General features: G+C 32.9%; 15 protein-coding genes. 9 read left to right on the top strand and 6 right to left on the bottom strand.

Annotated elements, in window-relative coordinates; all coding sequences use genetic code 11:
* The first annotated feature begins 73 nt into the window (after positions 1-73).
* The 7 genes from lon (at position 74) to BUC29_RS17330 (ending at position 13,835) form a co-directional block, all read left to right on the top strand.
* Complete coding sequence (gene lon, locus BUC29_RS17360) at positions 74-2,527, top strand: endopeptidase La (protein ID WP_073417440.1); 2,454 nt, start codon at positions 74-76, stop codon at positions 2,525-2,527.
* Between the two features lie 174 nt (positions 2,528-2,701).
* Positions 2,702-3,721 carry a type IX secretion system protein PorQ gene (gene porQ, locus BUC29_RS17355; RefSeq protein WP_073417439.1) on the top strand — a complete coding sequence of 340 codons (1,020 nt, stop codon included), beginning with the start codon at positions 2,702-2,704 and terminating at the stop codon, positions 3,719-3,721.
* A gap of 129 nt (positions 3,722-3,850) precedes the next feature.
* Complete coding sequence (gene cmk / locus BUC29_RS17350) at positions 3,851-4,543, top strand: (d)CMP kinase (protein WP_073417438.1); 693 nt, start codon at positions 3,851-3,853, stop codon at positions 4,541-4,543.
* Between the two features lie 68 nt (positions 4,544-4,611).
* Positions 4,612-5,988, top strand: coding sequence for a nucleoside permease (locus tag BUC29_RS17345; RefSeq protein WP_073417437.1), 1,377 nt, complete (start codon positions 4,612-4,614; stop codon positions 5,986-5,988).
* A 91-nt stretch (positions 5,989-6,079) separates the two neighbouring features.
* Entirely contained in the window at positions 6,080-7,576 is a 1,497-nt protein-coding gene (locus BUC29_RS17340; protein WP_073417436.1) for a P-loop NTPase fold protein, read from the top strand.
* Positions 7,577-7,973: 397 nt separating this feature from the next.
* Positions 7,974-9,749: a 30S ribosomal protein S1 gene (gene rpsA / locus BUC29_RS17335; RefSeq protein WP_073417435.1), complete on the top strand. Its 1,776-nt coding sequence runs from the start codon at positions 7,974-7,976 to the stop codon at positions 9,747-9,749.
* Positions 9,750-10,229: 480 nt separating this feature from the next.
* Positions 10,230-13,835 (top strand): tail fiber domain-containing protein, encoded by a 3,606-nt coding sequence (locus BUC29_RS17330; RefSeq protein ID WP_073417434.1) that lies wholly within the window; start codon positions 10,230-10,232, stop codon positions 13,833-13,835.
* A gap of 224 nt (positions 13,836-14,059) precedes the next feature.
* On the opposite strand, the gene BUC29_RS17325 is transcribed toward BUC29_RS17330, so the two are convergent.
* Positions 14,060-14,587 carry an ExbD/TolR family protein gene (locus tag BUC29_RS17325; RefSeq protein WP_073417433.1) on the bottom strand — a complete coding sequence of 176 codons (528 nt, stop codon included), beginning with the start codon at positions 14,585-14,587 and terminating at the stop codon, positions 14,060-14,062.
* A gap of 26 nt (positions 14,588-14,613) precedes the next feature.
* Positions 14,614-15,153 (bottom strand): ExbD/TolR family protein, encoded by a 540-nt coding sequence (locus BUC29_RS17320; RefSeq protein WP_073417432.1) that lies wholly within the window; start codon positions 15,151-15,153, stop codon positions 14,614-14,616.
* 289 nt (positions 15,154-15,442) lie between these two features.
* Between BUC29_RS17320 and BUC29_RS17315 the strand changes: the two genes are divergently transcribed.
* Together BUC29_RS17315 and BUC29_RS17310 are read left to right on the top strand one after the other, a co-directional pair.
* Positions 15,443-18,949 (top strand): patatin-like phospholipase family protein, encoded by a 3,507-nt coding sequence (locus BUC29_RS17315; protein WP_073417431.1) that lies wholly within the window; start codon positions 15,443-15,445, stop codon positions 18,947-18,949.
* Positions 18,950-19,132: 183 nt separating this feature from the next.
* Positions 19,133-19,687, top strand: a complete 555-nt coding sequence (locus BUC29_RS17310; RefSeq protein ID WP_073417430.1) for a fasciclin domain-containing protein — start codon at positions 19,133-19,135, stop codon at positions 19,685-19,687.
* A 59-nt stretch (positions 19,688-19,746) separates the two neighbouring features.
* Here BUC29_RS17310 and BUC29_RS17305 read toward each other — a convergent pair whose 3' ends face one another.
* The 4 genes from BUC29_RS17305 to BUC29_RS17290 form a co-directional block, all read right to left on the bottom strand.
* Positions 19,747-20,592: an EamA family transporter gene (locus tag BUC29_RS17305; RefSeq protein WP_073417429.1), complete on the bottom strand. Its 846-nt coding sequence runs from the start codon at positions 20,590-20,592 to the stop codon at positions 19,747-19,749.
* A 64-nt stretch (positions 20,593-20,656) separates the two neighbouring features.
* Positions 20,657-20,797 (bottom strand): SsrA-binding protein, encoded by a 141-nt coding sequence (locus tag BUC29_RS17300; protein ID WP_073417428.1) that lies wholly within the window; start codon positions 20,795-20,797, stop codon positions 20,657-20,659.
* Positions 20,798-20,875: 78 nt separating this feature from the next.
* Positions 20,876-22,705, bottom strand: coding sequence for a M56 family metallopeptidase (locus tag BUC29_RS17295; RefSeq protein WP_073417427.1), 1,830 nt, complete (start codon positions 22,703-22,705; stop codon positions 20,876-20,878).
* A gap of 18 nt (positions 22,706-22,723) precedes the next feature.
* On the bottom strand, positions 22,724-23,092 hold the full coding sequence (locus BUC29_RS17290; RefSeq protein ID WP_073417426.1) for a BlaI/MecI/CopY family transcriptional regulator: 369 nt from the start codon (positions 23,090-23,092) through the stop codon (positions 22,724-22,726).
* Between the last annotated feature and the right edge of the window lie 2 nt (positions 23,093-23,094).

Here is a 23,094-nt window from a genome sequence, read left to right as displayed (position 1 = left end):
TAAAGAATAGCTTTTAAGGCAGTTTTTACAAATAGTATTAAACTTTTAATGACAAAACGACTTATATATTATTATGTCAAATCATAAAATACTCACTATTGACAATCTGTCACTTCAGGAATTTGATTCAGAAGCAGAATTAATTCCATTATTAACTCCAGAAGACGAAGAGGAAATGAACAATGAGGAACTTCCTGTTTCTCTGCCAATTTTGCCTTTGAGAAATACCGTATTGTTTCCCGGAGTTGTTATTCCAATTTCTGCAGGAAGAGACAAATCAATAAAATTAATCAATGATGCTAATGCAGGCGGAAAAATCATTGGCGTAGTTTCTCAAATTAATGAAGAAGACGAAGATCCGTCAAAAGACGATATTCATAAAATAGGAACTGTTGCACGTATTTTGCGTGTTTTAAAAATGCCTGACGGAAATGTAACTGTTATTTTGCAAGGAAAAAAACGTTTTGAAATAAACGAAGTTGTTTCTGAAGAACCTTATATGACGGCCACAATTAAGGAAGTTTCAGAAGAACGTCCCGATGAGAATGACAGCGAGTTTACCGCCATTTTAGATTCTGTAAAAGAATTGGCAATCCAAATTATTAAAGAAAGCCCTAATATTCCATCTGAAGCTACATTTGCAATTAAAAACATTGAAAGCCAATCGTTTCTAATCAATTTTGTTTCTTCAAATATGAATTTATCTGTAAAAGAAAAACAAGGACTTTTATCGATAAATGGTTTAAAAGAACGTGCTTTAGAAACGTTACGTTACATGAATGTTGAACTTCAAAAATTAGAATTGAAGAATGACATTCAGTCAAAAGTTCGTTTTGATTTAGATCAGCAGCAAAGAGAATATTTCCTTCATCAGCAAATGAAAACCATTCAGGAAGAATTGGGAGGCGTTTCGCAGGAAGAAGAAATGGACGAAATGGGGCAGAAAGCGAAAACCAAAAAATGGGACGAAAAAACGCAAAAACATTTCGAAAAAGAATTATCTAAAATGCGTAGAATGAATCCGCAATCGCCAGATTTTGGAATTCAGCGTAATTATTTAGAATTGTTTTTAGAATTGCCTTGGGGCGAATATTCTACAGATAAATTTGATTTAAAACATGCTCAGAAAGTTTTAGATAAAGATCATTTTGGTCTTGATGAAGTAAAGAAAAGAATGATTGAACATTTGGCAGTTTTAAAATTGCGAAATGACATGAAGTCACCAATAATCTGTTTAACAGGGCCTCCGGGAGTTGGTAAAACTTCTATAGGACGTTCTGTTGCCGAAGCTTTAGGACGTGAATATGTACGTATTTCATTAGGCGGCTTACGCGATGAAGCAGAAATTCGCGGGCATAGAAAAACCTATATTGGGGCAATGCCGGGAAGAATTATTCAAAGTTTGAAAAAAGCAGGAACTTCAAACCCGGTTTTTATTTTAGATGAGATTGATAAACTTTCAAACGGAAACAGCGGTGACCCGTCTTCTGCATTATTAGAAGTTTTAGATCCTGAACAAAACAATGCTTTTTATGACAATTTCCTTGAAATGGGATATGATTTATCTAAAGTAATGTTTATTGCTACTTCGAATAATATGGCGGCAATTCAGCCTGCTTTGCGTGACAGAATGGAAGTAATCAAAATGTCAGGTTATACAATTGAAGAAAAAGTAGAAATTGCAAAAAGACACCTTTTTCCAAAACAATTAGAAGCACACGGATTAACGGCTAAAGATCTGACTATTGGTAAAAAACAATTAGAAAAAATTGTTGAAGGATATACTAGAGAATCCGGAGTTCGTAATCTTGAAACTAAAATCGCTCAGGTAATTCGTAATGCCGCAAAAGCCGTTGCGATGGAAGAGGAGTACAATAAAAAAGTTACAGACGAAGATATTGTAAAAGTATTAGGAGTTCCGAGACTTGAGCGCGATAAATACGAAAATAACGATGTTGCCGGAGTAGTGACAGGATTAGCCTGGACAAGTGTTGGCGGAGATATTTTATTTATAGAATCATTAATTTCGGAAGGAAAAGGTTCTCTTACTATTACCGGAAACCTTGGAAATGTAATGAAAGAATCGGCAACAATTGCTTTAGAATATATTAAAGCAAATGCTAAAAAGCTAGGTTTAGGAATTGAATTATTCCAAAAATATAACATTCACTTACACGTTCCGGAAGGAGCAACTCCAAAAGACGGCCCAAGTGCCGGAATCGCAATGCTTACATCTTTAGTTTCATTATTGACTCAAAAGAAAGTAAAGAAAAGCTTAGCAATGACTGGAGAAATCACTCTGCGTGGAAAAGTTTTACCTGTTGGCGGAATCAAAGAAAAAATTCTTGCTGCAAAAAGAGCAGGTATTAAAGAAATTATTCTTTGTCATGAAAACAAAAGTGACATTGATGAAATTAAAGCCGAATACTTAGAAGGTCTTACTTTTCATTATGTAAAAGAAATGAGCGAAGTATTAGCAATTGCATTGACAGACCAAAACGTAAAGAATGCAAAAACATTAAAATAATTTCATTAAGGTATTTAATTCCAAATTTCAAGCTTTATAAAAGTTTGGAGTTTGGAATTTTTTTATTGGAATTTCTAACCTGCTGAATTTATTTAGATTTTAATTTTATTTTTGGCAGTATATAATTTTATATTTGTAACTGCGTTATTCCCACATAGGATCGCCATAAAACAAATGCTAAAACAATATGTTTTATTTTTAATGTTACTACTTTGTTCGGTTTCATTCGGACAGGTTGGAGGGCGCTACACCTATCAATTTCTTAATCTTACCGCATCTCCACGTCAGGCTGCATTGGGCGGAAAAGTAATTACAATTTATGATGAAGATGTCAATCAGGCGATGTCAAATCCAGCCGTTTTAAACGAGGATATGGATAATCACCTAGCGTTGAATTATGGGAATTATTATGGAGAAGCTTCCTATGGAACTGCTTCGTACGCCTATACTTATGATCGTCATTTGCAGACTTTCTACGCCGGAGTAAATTATATAAACTACGGATCATTTGAAGGATATGATGAAAATGGTCAGGCAACATCTGATTTTACGGGAAGTGAAGGCGCACTCACATTAGGTTATTCATATAATGTACCTTTAACAGATCTTCATATAGGTGTAAATGGTAAGCTGATAACATCAACACTCGAAAGTTATAACTCTATTGGCGGTGCAGTTGATGTAGGTTTGTTGTATATTGACGAAAGAAATGATTTAAATTATGCGCTGGTATTTAGAAATATAGGTACTCAATTTAAAACATATTCAGGAATAAAAGAAAATCTTCCTTTTGAAATTACTGCTGGAATCTCACAAGAACTCGAACATGTTCCTATTCGCTGGCATCTTACTTTAGAGAATCTGCAGCAATGGAATATATCTTTTTCAAATCCTGTTCGTGGAGAAACTAATATTGATGGCTCAACCAGCCAGGAGAAAGTTTCGTTTGTGAATAATGCTTTGCGGCATGTAATAATAGGCGTCGAGCTTTTTCCTAAAAGAGCTTTTAATATTCGTTTGGGATATAATTTTAGAAGAGGAGAAGAATTACGGGTTGAAGAACAGCGTAATTTTTCGGGAGTTTCCTTGGGATTTGGCTTAAAGATGAATAAGTTAAAGTTTAATTATTCTTATTCAAGGTATACACTGGCTGCAAATACAAGTCTGTTCGGACTTATTTTAAATTTGCAGTAATTAGGATCTTTTGTAATTAAAGTTTTTTATGCAAGTTCTGTGTAAGATAAAGATGTTACATTTGCAGTAAATTTTGGCTATTATATAGTCACAAAAAGTAAAAAGAAAATATATTTAAAACATACAAAATTGAAAAAAATTACAATTGCAATCGACGGTTTTTCATCAACAGGAAAAAGCACTTTGGCAAAACAACTGGCAAAAGAGCTTGAATATGTTTATGTCGATACAGGGGCAATGTATCGAGCTGTAGCCTATTTTGCAATGCAGAAGAAGTTAATCGGGACTGATTTTTTTGACAAGAAATCCTTAATCGAAGCTTTACCAAAAATTCAGCTTGAATTTAGATTTAATGGAGATTTAGGTTTTGCCGAAATGTATTTAAACGGTGAGAATGTTGAAAAACAAATCAGAACAATCGAAGTATCCAGTTTTGTTAGTAAAGTTGCCGAAGTATCTGAAGTTCGTGCCAAATTGGTAGAACAGCAGCAGGAAATGGGAACAAATAAAGCAATTGTTATGGACGGCAGAGACATTGGGACAGTTGTTTTTCCTAATGCCGAGCTTAAAATATTTATGACTGCCAGTGCCGAAACTCGTGCACAAAGACGTTTTGATGAATTACAGCAAAAAGGAGATAATGTTTCTTATGAAGAAGTATTAAAAAATGTTGTCGAAAGAGATTATATAGATACACATCGCGAAGATTCTCCTCTGGTAATTGCAGATGATGCGATTGAGATTGATAATTCTTACTTAAATAAAGAGGAGCAGTTTGCAGCAGTTTTAGAATTAGTAAATGATGTTGTTAAAATAGATTAATTTTTTGTAGATATTATTTTTAATGGTAGTTTTACGACTTCATTTTTACTAAAAAGACAATTTCATATATGGGAATTAAAAACAGGTTAATCTTTATGAGCTTTCTTCAATTTTTTGTTTGGGGAGCCTGGCTTATCACAATTGGAAATTATTGGTTTGGAACCAAAAATTGGGAAGGAACACAATTTGGTTTAGTATTTGGGACCATGGGAATTGCTTCTTTATTCATGCCTACATTAACCGGAATTATTGCCGACAGATGGGTTAACGCTGAAAAATTATATGGAATTTTGCATATTGCTTATGCAGCCATTTTGTTTGGAATTGCGCATGTAACAACTCCAGATAATTTTATTCTTGTTATGCTTTTGGCAATGTGCTGTTATATGCCGACAATTGCTTTAAGTAACTCTATTTCTTATACTTCGTTAAAGTTGAATAATAAAAATATCGTAAAAGATTTTCCGCCAATTCGCGTATGGGGAACAATTGGTTTTATTGTTGCCATGTGGATTACAAATCTAAGCGGAAGTAAAGCGACTGAATATCAGTTTTATATCGCTGGTGTAGGTGCTTTAATTCTTGGAATTTATGCTTTTACACTTCCAAAATGTGAGCCGCAGCGTTTAATTAAAGAAAATGCTTCGTGGACTGAAACTTTTGGTTTAGAATCTTTTAAGCTATTTGGAAATTATAAAATGGCTTTGTTTTTTGTTTTTTCTATGTTTTTGGGAGGAGCACTACAATTAACAAATGCTTACGGTGACGTGTTTTTGGATGAATTTAAACATTTTCCAAAATATGCAGATTCTTTCGTAATAAAGTATTCGACTATTATTATGTCAATTTCTCAGGTTTCTGAAACTTTATTTATTTTGGCTATTCCATTTTTCTTAAGACGTTTCGGAATCAAACAAGTTATGTTAATTAGTATGCTGGCATGGGTTTTACGTTTCGGATTATTTGCTTTTGGAGACCCTGTAAATGGTTTATGGATGATTATTCTTTCTTGTATTGTATACGGAATGGCGTTTGATTTCTTTAATATTTCAGGTTCATTATTCGTAGAAAGTAATACTGATTCTAAAATTCGTTCTTCTGCACAAGGTTTGTTTATGATGATGACAAATGGAGTAGGAGCGGTTTTAGGAAGTTTGACTTCTGGCTGGGCTATTGATCGTTTTTTTACAAAGTCATTTGCAAATACAACTGAATTGGCAGGATTTTTACAAACAGATGCAACGAATTCTAAAATGGTTGAATTTGTAAAAGGTCAAGGAAACTCAATTTCTGCAGACGGAGCTTTTTCAAATCCGGTATTAATGAAAGACTGGCATACTATATGGTTGTCGTTTGCGCTTTATGCTTTGGTAATTGCTGTTGCCTTTGCTGTGTTGTTTAAGCATAAACATGATCCGAAGGAGATTGAGAATTTGAGTCATTAAAAAAAATAAAACTTAGATAATTCTACCCGATAACTTTTTAAAAGTTATCGGGTTTATTATTTTTATGAAATAATTATTAAATAAAATTTAGATGGGATTTGCTACTTTGTCAATTGACTCTGAAATAACACGCTTTGCTGAACATTTGAGTAAAGAGGATAATAATAGGATTTTATTTTCAGGAATTTTCGGAATTGGAAAAACATATTTTATAGAAAAGTTTTTTGAAAGTCGAGAAGATTATATTTCAATTAAGCTAAGTCCAGTTAATTATGCCGTTAGTGCCAATCAAGATATTTTTGAATTGATAAAATTTGATATTGCTTTTCAGTTATTAGCTCTTAATCCAGATTTTCAAAAAACTAATTTTGATAAAGTTTTTGCTGGCCAATTTTATGTTTTGGAAAATTATAAAAACATAATTGGTGACCTGATAATGAATTTATCAAAATTGGATCATCAGGTAAATTCTATTTTGGAGCCAGCTGTAGAACTAGGGAAAAAGATTAAAGAATATACAGAAAGTATAAATGTTGATGAAGAAAAGGACTTAAAAGAGTTTTTAAATTTTTTTAAAGATCAGAAAGGAACAATTAGAGAAGAAAATAATATTTCTGAGCTGCTAACTACATTGATTTATTCTTTGAAACAAAATGAAGTAAAAAAAGATATCGTTTTAGTTATTGATGATTTAGATAGAATTGATCCAGAACATATATTCAGGCTTTTAAATGTTTTCTCAGCTCATTTTGATTTTCAAGAACTTGTTGGTGTAAATAAATTTGGATTTGACAAAGTCATTTTAATATGTGATATTGAAAATATAAGAGGTATTTTCCATAATAAATATGGTGCTGAAATTGATTTTTCAGGTTACATAGATAAATTTTATTCTAAAGAAATTTATTATTATAAAATAGAAGAGGTTATTAAAAATAATTTGAAAATTATTTTAACTAAAATAAGATGTAATCAAACCAATTTTGCTACACAAATTTCTTCTCAAGGAACTTATATTCACACTGAATTACAATTTTTATTTTCTTTTTTTATAGATAGTGGTTCGGTAAGCCTTAGAAATTTAATATCCTTTATACAAAAAGAGATTGTACTGCAGTCATATTCATTGCAATCTGTCAAATTAGGAATTGGACGTGTTTATTCTTCATCTACTCCAATTTTATTTATATTAGGTGTTTTGGAGCAGTTTTTCGGTAGTAAAATTAATTTCATAAAAGCAATTGATAAAGCAATTGACAAGTTTCCATTGATTTACTTAGAAAAGTATAATAATTATAGTTCAGCTACAATTGGAAATTTAGCTATGCTTGCTGGATATTCACAAACACAACTTTTAGTATCATCGAATGATTCGGAAAATTACAAATATATTGTTCTTGATTATACGATTGAATACAAGACAGAGTGGTATAATCATTCATATGGAATTGTTGGTTATATGCAAAAAATTTATCAATCTAGTGAATTGGAAAAAGAAAAAGATAATCATAATATTATTTTTCCGTATTTTCAGTTATTTAAGAATGCTTATGCTGCTTATAATGAAATTGTAAAAAAAACAGATTAATTCTAAAAAAGAAGTTGTTGTAATAATTTCTACATAGTAAACCCGACGGGTTTTTAAATCCTGTTGGATTTCGCTTTTCAAGGTTCTTATGAAAACAAAACTTTCTAATCTAGCCCCGATAGAAGTGAAAATCCTTTTGTACCGGGGTTCGGTACAAAAGATTGCAACGGATAGCGGGACTAAACGTCTTAAAAACCATAATTTTTTCTGCTTCTTAATAATCAACTGATAATCAATCTGGAAATATTTTGTAAATCCAAATATTTGTAGTAATTTTGCAGACCTTTTGGCAGAGAAGAGTTTCCTTTAGGTATCAACCATTTATGTAAAACAACTTCTGTATTTTCTATCGCATAGAGAAACTCGAGAAAAACAGAATACAAATTTTTTTATCAGCATGTCTGAACAAACAAAATCACAAGAAGAGTTTTTAGCAAATTTTAACTGGCACAACTTCCAAGAAGGAATCGATGCAGTAGATGAAAAAAACTTACAAGAGTTTGAAGAACTAGTATCAAAAACTTTCATTGCTACAGATCAAGAAGAAGTAGTTGAAGGAGTTGTAGTTAGAATTACAGATAGAGACGTTATCGTTGATATCAATGCTAAATCTGAAGGTGTTATTTCTTTAAACGAATTTCGTTACAACCCAAATTTAAAAGTAGGTGACAAAGTAGAAGTATTAATCGACATCCGTGAGGATAAAACAGGTCAATTAGTATTATCTCACAGAAAAGCACGTACTATCAAATCTTGGGATAGAGTTATTGCAGCTAATGAAACTGGAGAAATCGTTAACGGTTTTGTTAAATGTAGAACTAAAGGAGGTATGATTGTTGACGTATTCGGTATCGAGGCGTTCTTACCAGGATCTCAAATTGACGTTAAGCCAATTAGAGACTACGATGTATATGTAAACAAAATGATGGAATTCAAAGTGGTAAAAATCAACCACGAATTCAAAAACGTAGTTGTATCTCATAAAGCGCTTATCGAGGCTGATATTGAAGTACAGAAAAAAGAAATCATCGGTCAATTACAAAAAGGACAAGTATTAGAAGGTGTTGTTAAAAACATTACTTCTTATGGTGTGTTCATTGACTTAGGTGGTGTAGACGGATTAATTCACATTACTGACCTTTCTTGGAGCAGAATCAACCACCCAAGTGAAGTTCTTGAATTAGACCAAAAATTAAACGTTGTAATCCTTGATTTCGATGATGAGAAAACAAGAATTCAATTAGGATTAAAACAATTAAACGCTCACCCATGGGATGCTTTAGATGCTAACTTAACAATTGGTGATAAAGTAAAAGGTAAAGTAGTTGTAATCGCTGATTACGGTGCATTTATCGAAGTTGCTGAAGGTGTTGAAGGTTTGATCCACGTTTCTGAAATGTCATGGTCAACTCACTTACGTTCTGCTCAGGACTTCGTGAAAGTTGGAGATGTTGTTGAAGCAGTTATCTTAACTCTTGACAGAGATGATCGTAAGATGTCGTTAGGTATCAAACAATTAACTCAAGATCCATGGACTGACATTACAGCTAAATACCCAGTAGGTTCTAAACATACAGGTATCGTTAGAAACTTTACAAACTTTGGTATTTTCGTAGAATTAGAAGAAGGAATTGATGGATTAATCTACATTTCTGACCTTTCTTGGACTAAGAAAATTAAACACCCATCTGAATTTGTAAACGTTGGTGAAAAACTTGATGTTGTTGTATTAGAATTAGATGTTGAAGGACGTAAATTATCTTTAGGCCACAAACAAACTACTGCTAATCCTTGGGATCAATACGAAGATTCTTTCGCTGTAGGAACTATCCACAATGGTGAAATTTCTGAAATCGTTGACAAAGGAGCTACTGTAGAATTCGGAGATGATATCGTTGCTTTCATTCCTACTCGTCACCTTGAAAAAGAAGACGGAAAGAAATTGAAAAAAGGTGATACAGCTGATTTCAAAGTAATTGAATTCAACAAAGAATTCAAAAGAGTAGTTGCTTCTCACACTGCTATCTTCCGTGAAGAAGAAGAGAAAAACGTGAAAGCTGCTGCTGAAACTACTGCATCTGCATCTACAAACGCACCAGCTGCGACTTTAGGTGACAACAATGATGTATTAGCTGCTCTTAAAGCTAAAATGGAAAAAACTGAGAAAAAATAATTCTTAGATTTTTTATAAATAGAAAGTCCCACAGAAATGTGGGATTTTTTTTGTTTGTACCTGATCTTAAAGTTCTGGGTATTGGCAAAATACAAACTTATTACACACAAGAATTTAAGAAGTTAAATTTAAGCTTCTCTTATAGTAAGATTTTTTTATGTAAATCAAATAGGTAGTTAATTTGGATTTAGCAAAAAAAGCTAAATAACAAAAAGTATTTTGGATTGTTAAACTCATTGAATTCAGATATTTATTTTGAAATATTACTTTTTAAACTTGGATATTTTTATAAGAAGAATTACTTCTACATGTCCTAGAATGTTAAAATAAAAACTTTTATGAGTTATAACAATATTTAATTAGAAGGAAATTTGTATTCATAATTTATTAATTATAAATCTTAAAATAATTAATGAATCAAGTAAAAATGATTATTTGTAAAAACATCCTGATTTTTATTAATGTTAATTAAAATGAAAAATGAAAAATAAATTTCTTCCAATACTTTTTGTTTTAGGTTTTTATTCAGCTTATTCACAAGTGGTTATAGGGAAAAAAGAGGCTAATCCTTCAACGCAATTAGAGATTTATGCAGCTGATAAAGGAGTTTTGTTTCCAAGAGTTGCATTAACAAGTTTGACAGACGCAAGAACAATTGTAGGGGGGAATGTAAACAGTTTGTTTGTATTTAATACAGCAACTTCTATCGATCTTAAACCTGGTTATTATTATTGGTTAAATAATAAATGGAACAGAATATTAATTTCTTCTGATGCCTCAATTGCTGAAGGAACAGTTATATTTAATCCTGTTTCAAACACATTTTCGTATATCGATCAAAACGGAAATCAGCAAATAATTAATTTCAAGGATTTAGTAAAAAATAATGAGACCATTACGACTTTGGTTAACGCTGCCGATGGTAAACATACCTACACCAGTGAAAACAATACTGCAACGGTAATCGACGTAGTGGGCGATGTAACAAATAATGCCCCTGCTATATTTAATAATCCAGCAGTTGTAACCGAGCTGACAAACATCATCAAAAATAAAGAGACCTTGACCAGTCTGGTTTATGATGCTGCGGGAAATACACTTACATATACTCCAGAAAACGGAGTTCCGACTGTTGTGAACTTATTAAATTTAGTTCAGGGAACTGAGACGCAGACTAGCTTGATATACGATTCTGTAGCTCAAACGCTTACTTATAATCCAGAAAATAGAGTTTCGACTGTAATTAATTTGTCTAATCTAGTAAAAGGTTTAGAAACGATTACAACAATTACTCCTGCTGTAACCACTGGAAATGTAATCGCAAACTATTCTAATGAAGCAGGAAATTCAGTTGACATTCAGGAAACAATAACGACACACTCTCAAAATCCAGCTACAGGAGATATCACTTATACAAATGAAGCAGGAACAGTTACGTCTTCAAAAGTTATAAGCTCTAATGCTGGGAATTTAATTGCAGTGGGAACCGACGGCGGAAGTTTTATTGATAAAGCGGCAATTACAGCAAATGAAACCGTTACGACAATTACTCCTGTTGTTACTACTGGAAATGTAATAGCAAACTATTCTAATGAAGCAGGAAATTCAGTTGACATTCAGGAAACAATAACGACACACTCTCAAAATCCAGCTACAGGAGATATCACTTATACAAATGAAGCAGGAACAGTTTCGTCTTCAAAAGTTATAAGCGCTAATGCTGGGAATTTAATTGCAGTGGGAACCGACGGCGGAAGTTTTATTGATAAAGCAGCAATTACAGCAAATGAAACCGTTACGACAATTACTCCTGTTGTTACTACTGGAAATGTAATAGCAAAGTATGCTAATGAAACTGGAGACACACCAGTAGATATAAGAGAGACTGCTACAACAATTACTCCTGTTGTTGCGACCGGAAATGTAATCGCAAGGTATTCTAATGAAGCAGGAAATTCAGTTGACATTCAGGAAACAATAACGACACACTCTCAAAATCCAGCTACAGGAGATATCACTTATACAAATGAAGCAGGAACAGTTTCGTCTTCAAAAGTTATAAGCTCTAATGCTGGGAATTTAATTGCAGTGGGAACCGACGGCGGAAGTTTTATTGATAAAGCAGCAATTACAGCAAATGAAACCGTTACAACAATTACTCCTGTTGTTACTACTGGAAATATTATAGCACAGTATGCTAATGAAACTGGAGACACACCAGTAGATATAAGAGAGACTGCTACAACAATTACTCCTCTTGTTGCGACCGGAAATGTAATCGCAAGCTATTCTAATGAAGCAGGAAATTCAGTTGACATTCAGGAAACAATAACGACACACTCTCAAAATCCAGCTACAGGAGACATCACTTATACAAATGAAGCAGGAACAGTTTCGTCTTCAAAAGTTATAAGCTCTAATGCTGGGAATTTAATTGCAGTGGGAACCGACGGCGGAAGTTTTATTGATAAAGCAGCAATTACAGCAAATGAAACCGTTACGACAATTACTCCTGTTGTTACTACTGGAAATATTATAGCACAGTATGCTAATGAAACTGGAGACACACCAGTAGATATAAGAGAGACTGCTACAACAATTACTCCTCTTGTTTCGACTGGAAATGTAATAGCAAGGTATTCTAATGAAGCAGGAAATTCAGTTGACATTCAGGAAACTTTAACATCTCTGTCTTACGAACCAAAAACTAGCACATTAAGTTATAGTAGCGAAAATGGAACTACCACTCCTCTTGATTTAACTGAACTAAAATCTTTGGTAACCGCTGGAACGAATGTTACAGTAACTGGTAATGGAAAAACGGGAACTCCATATGTTATAAACTCCCCAGTTGAAACTGCATTATTGACACCTAGTGTGCCTATTGTAGCTTCTGCAACAACAATTGCCGTACCTTCTACAAATGTGCAAGGGGCTATTGAAGATTTAGCTACTGAATTAAAGCAAAAATGGGATATTAGAGGTAATTTAGGTACAAATGCAAGCATAAATTTCATTGGAACTCGAGATGATAATGATTTAGTTTTTAAACGTTATAATGTTCGAAGTGGTTTATTGAGTGTAGATAATAATTCGTTTGGAGTTAATGCCTTAAATCCATCATCTACAGGTATTAATAATGCGGCATTTGGTTCTAATGCTTTGAGAGTTAATACTACTGGCTCATTAAATACTGCTGTTGGGGCAGATGCGCTTAAGAGTAATACTACTGGACAATGGAATACAGCAATTGGTTATGGAGCTCTGGCTTTTAATACAAATGGACAGCAAAATACAGCAATAGGAACAAAAGTTTTATTTAATAATGGTTCAGGTTCTGCAAATATTGGCATTGGTATAAATACAATGAATAGTAATGTTTCTGGAAATGACAATATAGGAGTTGGAAATTATGCAACAAATACAAACAGAACCGGCAGCGGTAACATTGCATTTGGAACTAATGCATTAAGATTTTCTGATGTTGGAAATAATAATATTGCAATCGGTACAGATAGCGGAACACACGTTGGAGCATCTGGTGGCGCTCTTGCATCTTTGGTAGATAATTCTATTTTTATTGGTGTCGATACAAGAACAGCTGCACTTGGTGATACTAATCAAATTGTGATAGGAAATAATGCGGTGGGTAAAGGCAGTAATACTATTCAGTTAGGAAATAATCAAGTAACTGGTGTATATACAAGTGGCTCTATGACAGCTAGTGCATTTTTGACTAGCTCAGACAAACGTCTTAAGAAAGATATAAACAATAGCCCTTTCGGTTTAAATTTTATAACCAAATTACGTCCAGTGACCTATTACATGAAGAATGAAACTACAGATCTGAAATCTGGTTTTATTGCTCAGGAAGTTGAAGCTGTGGCAAATAGTTTAAATTATGAATTTAGTGGTGTTTCTAAACCAGCTAATACAGGAGATTTTTATAGCTTAAATTATGCAGCTTTTGTTGTACCCCTAGTAAAAGCAGTTCAAGAACAACAAGATATTATTGAAGATCAATATAAAAAAATCAGTGATTTAGAAACTAGATTAAAACGATTAGAAACATTATTAGATAAATAATTAATTATAGTAAATTCCAAATAGTATAGAATTTAAAAAAGAAAAGGAGAATTGAATTCCTTATTAAAATTTTAAATTTAAAGTTTGTCACTGAGAAAAAATTCTTAAGTTTTTATAAATAGAAAGTCCCACAGAAATGTGGGACTTTTTTTATGTTTTTTTGTTTCAGGTTCTTCTTTGTTTCAATTTTCAAGTTTGTGAGCTGAAAGAATTCTGAAAATTTTTTAATTCGAAGCTAATAATTTGGATTCTTCGGGTGTAAACTGAGGGACAATTGCATAAGAGGTTATATTAGCTATTTTTATCTCATCTAATATATCAACAAGATTTCCATAATTAGATTTTTCTGTTGGTTTTATAATCACTGTAACTCCTCTTCCTGGTTTGCCAAGTCTTGCCGAATATTCTAAAACCATTTTATTTTTCTCTATTAGCTCTTTTCGTATTCCATTTTTCTGATAGTTAACTTCTTTAGGGGCTTGTATAGGAAATGCTAGTAAGCCATGGTAGGTTATTATTTTGTCGTTTTTATCAAGTAATAAAGTTAAAACAATATTTTCATCAGGTTTATTACATTCAGGCTCAGGACCGCAACCTCCTCTTCCAGAATATAGTTCCATAAGTTTTGGTTTCGATAATTCCCCAACAACCATAAAAAATATAATTAGCAAAAAAGATATACTAACCATAGCAGTTAAATCAACTTTGGAGATTAATTTTTTACTTCTAACTTTTTGAGGCAGATTTTTCATAAGTTTTATTTTTAATACAGAAAGAGTTATTTTGAAGCCAATAATTCTGATTCTTCCGGAGAAAAATCATTTACAATTGCATAAGTATCAATTTTAGCAATCGCCATTTCATCTAAAATGTCAACTAAATTTTTGAAATTAGATTTTTTACTTGGTTTGATAATTACTGTAATTCCTCTTCCTGGTTTTCCTCTTTGAGCTGAATATTCTAAAGTTTTTTTGTTCCTTACGAATAATTCTTTCCTAATTCCGTTTTTGCCATATAATATTTCTTTGGGGCCGTTTTTTGGATTATATAATAATCCAGAATATGTAATTATCTTATTCTTATCATCAAGTAAAAGCGTTAAAATGCGATTTTCATCGTGATGAAGGTAACAGCCTATAATATGTGATTCATTATTGTAATCTTTAGCAGGTAAACTCAAATCCATAACCTTAGGTTTAGCCAATTCACCAACCAGCATAAAAAATATAATCAACAAAAAAGAAACGCTAACCATTGCAGTTAAATCTACTCTTGAACTTATTTTTTTACTTCTAACTTTTTGAGGTATATTTTTCATAATCGACAAGTTTATTGCTAAAATAGTAAAATATATTTAATGATTTAACATTTTTTTTAGTTTTGGTTCTTTTTGTGTTAAATATTGCTATAACTTGTTTAAAAACAGGTAATTATACTTTTGTTTTGAAATGATTTTTAATGTAATTTAGTCATATATTTAAAATTCTGAATACTTATTCCACAAAGAGCACGATTTAAAAGATATCCATTCCTGCCATACTCATGTAGCTCTAAATTGATTTTTTTACTGCATTCCTAAATATAGTAATCATTTAATCCTATTTACTATGGATATTGTAACTGATCTGACAGCTGAAGCAATTTCGTATTTAACTCTTTTTCAGGATATTTTAAAAAACAATTCTCAAAACAATTTCCCTAAAGAATTTGTTGACAGATATTCATGGAAAAATCTTAAAAAGAAAAGTACCAATGATTATCACTTAAAAAAAGAATTAACTCCGGCGCAAATTGATGAAATAACAGATCTAGTCTGGCATAGTCCGGATAAGCTGGATACCAAAAATTTGACGGAAGTGTATTTAGATATTATTTACAATCTTTTGGACTGGCTTGGAGCCAATATAGACAAAAGGTACATTGACAGACCAGAAAGCAGAGAACTTTTACTGTTTAGAGTGCCCTTTTTTTGGAGGCAGCAAATACGTGCGGCACTTTATAAAGGACAGCTGGAAGAGCGTAAAAAATTAGCAGCAATATTAGAATACATGCCTGTGCAGGTTATACAAGCTATTGCTGGTCGGAATAAATCGCCATACGAAGTTAGACTTTATCAGTTTTATGTTCCCCGAAAAAGTGAAGATGACTACAACAAGTTACTCAGCGATACTGATTTTAAAAATCATAAAATATGGTGGGATAAAAATAAAGAAACTGCGGAGGAGTATCTTACAAATGATAATTTATTACTTCGGGAATTATTAAATGATAATGTTAAGAGTAAAATAAAAAGAGAATTTACACTTCCGTTTGAAACACTGTTTAACGACGAGCTCAATGAAATTGTAAAGGCACGTGAGAAGAGAAAGAAAGAATGGCAGGCTTCGAAGAATGAGTACACGGATAATAATTCAGTAAAAATATCAGAAAAAGAAAATAAAGACGATTTTGATATAAAATTGTCTGATAATGAAAATAATGGTGATCCGATGGTAAGAGCATTGGATATGAAACTTTATGGACTTGCTTTTTCTGGCGGTGGTATTCGTTCTGCTACATTCAATCTTGGAATATTACAGCGACTGGCAGGTCTGGGTGTTTTAGGAAAAATGGATTATATATCTACAGTATCCGGAGGCGGTTATATTGGAACTTGGTATACCTCGTGGATTAAACGTTCTGGGACATCGAGCAAAGTTACAGATCAGTTATGTCCCGAAAAATCATCAGATCCATTTGCAGATGAAGTTCGTCCCATACGCTGGTTAAGGATGTTCAGTAATTATCTTTCTCCAAATGTAGGGTTAATGTCTCCAGATGCATGGACGTCAGGAATGACCTGGTTAAGAAACACGCTTGTCAATCAGGTATTATTATTACTGGTACTGCTTACGGTTTTTTCCATGATTTTAGATCTGTACAATTTTTGGGAATTTCTTGGAAAAATATTTAAAGAATTAAAAGCCAAAGACGAAATACGATTTCTTTTGTGGAATAGTATAATGTTGTCTTTAGGGGCTTTAATTGCTGCTTTTGCCATGCGGTCTTATTATAAAATAAAGCAAAAAAGAAAAGTAGTAAGCGACCCAAAAATATGGAATGTTTTTGATATTAACATTGCCAGACTTACAAGTTTAACCAGTTATCTGCCTACAGCTCTTATAATATGGACAATTTTTTGTGCATTTCTTATAAGTACATTTATGTATAATATCGGACTGGATGAAATTTGTACCAGACATGAAGGCATATTTATATGGTTTAGAAATAATGTAGCTTTTCCATCACTTTTTGCATTGGTTTTTGTGGGGATGGTTGGTAATTATGATAAAAGACATGATCTTATTTTGTTGGGTAAGGCAACCGTTGTAAAGGAAAAAATGTCTGAAAAACAAAAAAGTGAAAAAAAGAAAATTGGTGTAAAACGATATATTTGGTTTTTAACAATATTGATCATATCATCAACTTTTGCATCGATCGTTTTAAGCTTATTATTGTACTTATTCTGGAATTATTATAGTCTCATATTGCCTTCTCTTACGAATTTTAACGACAAGGTAAAAATAGATCCCGACAAAGTAATGCTGTTAATTGGTCTTCCAATAGTTTTACAAATTTTTTCTCTCGCTATTATAACAAGAATGGCAATAATGGGCAGAATGTTTCCGGATTACCGCCGGGAATGGTGGGGAAGAACAGGAGGGTATGTAAATAGGTTTATACTTTTCTGGATGCTTATTTGTTTTGGTGTATTTATTATGCCCGATTTATGGCGGTTTTTTAAAGAAGGAGCTTTTATTGCTTTACCTACCTGGGCTGGAATAGTTGCCTGGGGAGTAAAAAAAGCATTTTCTTCCAAAGACAATTCAGAGCCCGGGAATACCAAAAGCATTATGAATACAGTTGTCAAAATTGTTCCCTTCATTTTCATGATTGGTGTAATTTTGATAGGTTCTGGTATTATAAATCAAATACGATTTAAGCCGGATACTTTTCAAAATCTTATAATAACAGTTGTATTGTTCTTACTTACACTTTTTTTAAGCTGGAGAGTTGGTGTTAATGAATTTTCTCTTCATCATTTCTATCGTAACCGACTGATAAGAGCTTTTATGGGCGCAACACGAAGCAGGGAAGACCGAATTAAAACCGCAAATGCATTTACTGGATTTGATACCGATGATGATATATTATTGTCTTCAATGCTGGTTGAAGACGGCTATTCAGGACCGTTTCCTATTCTTAATACAGCTTTAAATGCAACAGTAGTTTCGGCACTTGATCGACAAGACCGCAAAGCAGAATCATTTGTTTTTACACCTTTGTATTGCGGATATGATTTTAGCCCTACACGAGCTTCAACCTGGGATGTTGATAATGTTTATGAATATGGCTATCGACCAACAAATAAATTTTCTAACAAAAACGGAGGTCCAACTATAGGAACAGCAATGGCAATATCCGGAGCGGCAGTAAATCCTAATTGGGGTTATCATTCTTCAGCTCCTATGGCTTTTCTCTTGACTATTTTTAATGTTAGGCTTGGATGGTGGATAGGCAATACAAGACGTGACAGATGGAAAGATTCAGACCCGAGATTTGGTTTGGTTTATCTTATTCGCGATTTGATTGGTAAATCAGATATCAATAAAGATTATGTTTGTCTTTCTGATGGAGGACATTTTGATAATATGGGATTGTATGAACTCATTAGAAGACGCTGTAACTACATTATATTAGGAGATGGCGAACAAGATCAGGATGTTGCTTGTGAAGGACTGGCAAATGCAATAAGAAGATGCCGAATTGATTTTGGTGTTGAAATCGTCTTTCATAATTTTGAAGATATTACCAAGCTCGCCGAAAAATCGAAAAAGAAACATATCATTAAAGGTGATATTATTTATCCCGGAACAAAAACCAGAGGCACATTAATTTATATAAAAGCAACTTTAACCGGCGATGAACCAATTGACATACGAGAATATGCTTTGGCCAATCCTGATTTTCCACAACAGTCTACAGCAGACCAATTTTTTGATGAAGCACAGTTTGAAAGTTATCGCAAATTAGGTTATCATTCCATACACGATGTATCAGAGTTACATTTTTAAAAGAATTAAATTTTATAAATTCTGTAAATGATAATTTAATTTTAAAATTTTAATTTCTTGCGAAGCCCATATTTTATCATATGTTTTAATGATTTTAAAGAATAAGATTTCGGTTTTTTATTTTTTGTTAAAACCAAAACGATTATAACGTCGTAAATGGTTTTATAACTTAAAATATTAATTATGAAAACTAGAAAATTTTTAGCCACAGCAATTTTAGCATTAACTTTCGGATTTACATCATTTGCCCAAAAATCAGTAATGGTAGGAGGTGCAGCAATGTATCCAAATAAAAATATTATTGAAAATGCCGTTAATTCAAAAGATCATACAACCCTTGTTGCTGCTGTAAAAGCTGCAGGATTAGTAGAAACTTTGCAAGGTGCAGGCCCATTTACGGTTTTTGCTCCAACAAATGCTGCTTTTGATAAACTTCCAAAAGGTACAGTGGAAACATTACTGAAACCTGAAAACAAAAAACAGCTTCAAACGATCTTAACCTATCATGTGGTTGCAGGAAAAATGAATGCATCAGATATTGCAGAAGCGATAAAAGCTGGTAATGGAAAAGCAACGCTTAAAACTGTAAGCGGTGGAACTCTTACAGCTTGGATGAAAGGAAAAGATTTATATATTACTGACGAAAACGGTAATAAATCTAAGGTAACAATTGCTGACGTTAATCAATCAAATGGTGTGATTCATGTTGTTAACGCAGTATTGCTTCCAAAAAAATAATTAAGATCTCCAAACAGAATGCCTACAACGAAGAAGCCTTGCTGCAATGCAGGGCTTTTTTATTTCTTGGCTGTTAATGTTGAACCTGCCGAAGCTATCACAACACAAACAACGGCTAAAATTTCATAAAAACTTAGATTTTCCTGAAGAAAAATAAAGGCACAAATAGAAGCAGCAGATGGTTCTAAACTCATTAAAATACTAAATGTACGAGGAGGAAGCTGACCTAAAGCTTTCATTTCTAAAGTAAACGGAATAGCACTTGATAAAAGTGCAAGCGCAATACCCATTCCGAAAAGTTTTGGTGTAAGATTGGCTAATCCGTTTTCGAGAAATCCGAAAGGTAAAACCAGGATTGCAGCAAACAACATTCCGGTTGAAACGGCATCACCATCATTCATAATTTTTGAAATTTTACCGCCAAATACAATATATGCTGCCCAAAGTCCACCCGCTAAAAGCGCAAAAACAACTCCCAGAGAGTCAATTCGCTCGTTTGTCCACGGAGCAATTAACAAAATTCCTATTGCAGCCAGTAAAACCCAGCAATAATCTACCAGACGTTTTGAGCCTACAATAGCCAATAATAAAGGTCCGACAAATTCTAAAGTTACAGCAAGACCAATCGGAATTCTTTCTATAGCAAAATAAAAAATCAAGTTCATCGCACCCAAAGACAAACCGTAAGGAATTACGATTTTCCATTGAGCCGGCGTTATGGCTTTTAAATTAGGTCTGTATGCCAATAATAAAATTAATGCCGAAACTCCTATACGTATAGATGCAGTTCCTGCAGCTCCAATCGCCGGAAAAAGTGTTTTTGCTATTGCTGCTCCACACTGTACACTAATAATTGCTAATAATACAGCCGGAACAGGAGGTAAACTAAATTTTTTATTTTTCATAAATATAATATTGCAGAAAATAAATCAATTACTTTCTGCTAAAAACAAAAGTATTTTTGATTGATTATCCTAAAGCTCGTTTAGTAACGTAGGCGCGATAGCCAATAATAGCCAGCTGCCATTTTTTGGCTTTCGAAATATCTAAACCTTGTTTAGTAAAACTCGGAAGAAGAAGTTTATTTAGTTTGGCTAAAAATTTATACATGGCAGATTTGTTTTTTCAAAGATATAAAAAAAGACTTTGTTACTCACAAAGTCTTTTTTTTATTGATAGAAAGAGAGATTAAGATCTTTTATTATTTTCTTTTTCCCACTTTTTTAATTCCTTTTCACGCTGTTTCATGTCTTTCTCAAACTGCTTCATATCTTTTTCATGTTGTTTCATGTTAAGCTCGTGCTGTCTCATATCATACTCATATTGCTTCATGTTTTTTTCGTATTCCTTAGAATCTCTGCCATATTTAATTTGAATATCCTGATTAAATTTATCCATATCAAAGTTGAATTTATCCATGGCAACTTCATATTTCTCCATTTGTTTTTGAAAAATAGCTTCTCTTTGAGCCATAATATCCTCAATTTGTTTTTCGTAATTGGCAAGATCCGGTTGAAAGGCTTCCATTCTCATTTCAAAATCGGCCATATCTTTTTCAAATTTAGCCCAGCCCACTTTATCATTTGAATTCTTTGGAGGAACTGGAGGTTTTGGCATTTTAGACATATCAATTGCTGGCATCGGAGGCATTGGACTTGCAGGAAAAACAGGGGCAGCCGGAGCAACTGGAACTACAGGAGGAACCGGTGCAGCGCGATCTTCAACAACAACATCAGATTCATTGTCTTTTACAATAACGTCACGAGTTTGAATTAAAACCGGATGATCAATCTGGTCATCAGTAATTAAGCTTACTGCTTTGGTACCGTCTTCATCTTTGCCGATTACAATACTGCAGTCTTTTAAAGCTTTTGTACTGTTCATTTCAATAATTTGAACTTTGCCGTTTTCTTTAACAACTTTAAGTTTTATGCTGATAAGTTCATTATCGCTGTTTCTTTTAATATTAGAAACTTGTAAATCAACATTATGTTCAGATTTTAGTTTTGCGCTTAAATCTTTTAATTCCTGATCTGTTGTTGATTTTGTGATTTTATAAACTTCTCCATCTTGTTTTTTAGATGCCAAAGCCGCTTTTTCTGTTTTTTCTTTCAGTTCTTTTTTCTCTTGTGCAATTGTTTTAATCTGGAACAATAACACAAATGCTCCAAGTGCCGGAATTACTGCAGAATATTTCCAGTAATTCCATTTTTTTGATTGACTTTTGTTTAACATAACAATTCGTTTTTTGATTAATGATTGATAAAAATGATTGGTGATGGCAACACAAGTATCGTGTGTTGTAATTTTTAAAAGCGTGTATTGATACGCTTTTTTGTCTGATATTTTTTTGGCTGCTACATTATCAGCAATAAATTCCAGATTTTGAAGAATTGCTTTTTTATAAAGCCACATAATTGGGTTGAACCAAAACAGAATGCAGAAAATCCTCGAAATGATAACATCAATTGTATGATGCTGGTCACTGTGCACTTTTTCATGTTCCAGAATACTTTCTAATTCTGATGCGCTGTACATTGATGAGTTGTACACGATATAATCAAAATAAGAAAATGGCGCTATGTTTTCTTCAATATCTACAAATTTAAAATCGGCCTGCTGTTCTACTTTTTTTCCTTTTAAAACCGAATTCAGGCTATAGAAATCTATTCCGAATTTTATCATAAAAGCAGCAAACCCAATAGTGTAAACAACAAGAGAAACGAGATTCCAGTTTATTTCAAAAGATTCTTCTTCAACAATCTGCGAACCGTAACCTGAAGTATAATGGTGATAATTAGCAATTGGTGCATAATCAACAGGTTCCGGAACTGGATCTATCCAAACTACTTTTGTATAAACTACAAATGGCAAAACTACTGATGTTATTAATCCAGCGAGTAAAAACCATCTGCTGCTGTTGAAGAAAGTCTCTTTTCGCAGTAAAAAAAAGTAAGCGAAATAAAACAAAGCGATTAAACCACTTGATTTGACTATAAAAATGAAAAGTGCTTCCATAATGATTATTTTCTTCGTTTATTTTTTATCCTGCGGGTTTTCGATCATAGCCAGGATTTCGCGTAATTCATCTGCAGAGATTTTTTCTTCTTTGGCAAAAAACGAAACCATATTTTTATAAGAGCTGTTGAAATAGTTATCAATAGCCGTTTTCATGTATTTTTTACTATACGCTTCAAGGGTTACAATTGGATAATACTGATGTGTATTGCCAAAGGCATTATGCGCTACAAAACCTTTTTCCTCCAGATTGCGAACTATTGTCGAAAGCGTATTATAATGCGGCTGGTCTTCAGTAATTTCAGCCTGAATCTCTTTTACAAAAGCTTTTTTAAGCTTCCATAAAATGTGCATTATTTCTTCTTCTTTATTGGTTAGTTTTTGCATTT

Origin of the sequence: Flavobacterium defluvii, assembly GCF_900129555.1 — a bacterium.
In the GTDB taxonomy this organism is placed as follows: domain Bacteria; phylum Bacteroidota; class Bacteroidia; order Flavobacteriales; family Flavobacteriaceae; genus Flavobacterium; species Flavobacterium defluvii.
Note: the sequence above shows the minus strand (reverse complement) of the source record. Positions and strands in the feature narration are given on the sequence as shown.

Coding starts and splice junctions, on each gene's coding strand:
- BUC29_RS17295 (WP_073417427.1), bottom strand. CDS start 22,705: ATGGAAGCACTTTTCATTTTTATAGTCAAATCAAGTGGTTTAATCGCT.
- BUC29_RS17330 (WP_073417434.1), top strand. CDS start 10,230: ATGAAAAATAAATTTCTTCCAATACTTTTTGTTTTAGGTTTTTATTCA.
- BUC29_RS17300 (WP_073417428.1), bottom strand. CDS start 20,797: ATGTATAAATTTTTAGCCAAACTAAATAAACTTCTTCTTCCGAGTTTT.
- BUC29_RS17345 (WP_073417437.1), top strand. CDS start 4,612: ATGGGAATTAAAAACAGGTTAATCTTTATGAGCTTTCTTCAATTTTTT.
- lon (WP_073417440.1), top strand. CDS start 74: ATGTCAAATCATAAAATACTCACTATTGACAATCTGTCACTTCAGGAA.
- BUC29_RS17290 (WP_073417426.1), bottom strand. CDS start 23,092: ATGCAAAAACTAACCAATAAAGAAGAAGAAATAATGCACATTTTATGG.
- BUC29_RS17310 (WP_073417430.1), top strand. CDS start 19,133: ATGAAAACTAGAAAATTTTTAGCCACAGCAATTTTAGCATTAACTTTC.
- BUC29_RS17315 (WP_073417431.1), top strand. CDS start 15,443: ATGGATATTGTAACTGATCTGACAGCTGAAGCAATTTCGTATTTAACT.
- BUC29_RS17320 (WP_073417432.1), bottom strand. CDS start 15,153: ATGAAAAATATACCTCAAAAAGTTAGAAGTAAAAAAATAAGTTCAAGA.
- porQ (WP_073417439.1), top strand. CDS start 2,702: ATGCTAAAACAATATGTTTTATTTTTAATGTTACTACTTTGTTCGGTT.
- BUC29_RS17325 (WP_073417433.1), bottom strand. CDS start 14,587: ATGAAAAATCTGCCTCAAAAAGTTAGAAGTAAAAAATTAATCTCCAAA.
- BUC29_RS17305 (WP_073417429.1), bottom strand. CDS start 20,592: ATGAAAAATAAAAAATTTAGTTTACCTCCTGTTCCGGCTGTATTATTA.
- rpsA (WP_073417435.1), top strand. CDS start 7,974: ATGTCTGAACAAACAAAATCACAAGAAGAGTTTTTAGCAAATTTTAAC.
- BUC29_RS17340 (WP_073417436.1), top strand. CDS start 6,080: ATGGGATTTGCTACTTTGTCAATTGACTCTGAAATAACACGCTTTGCT.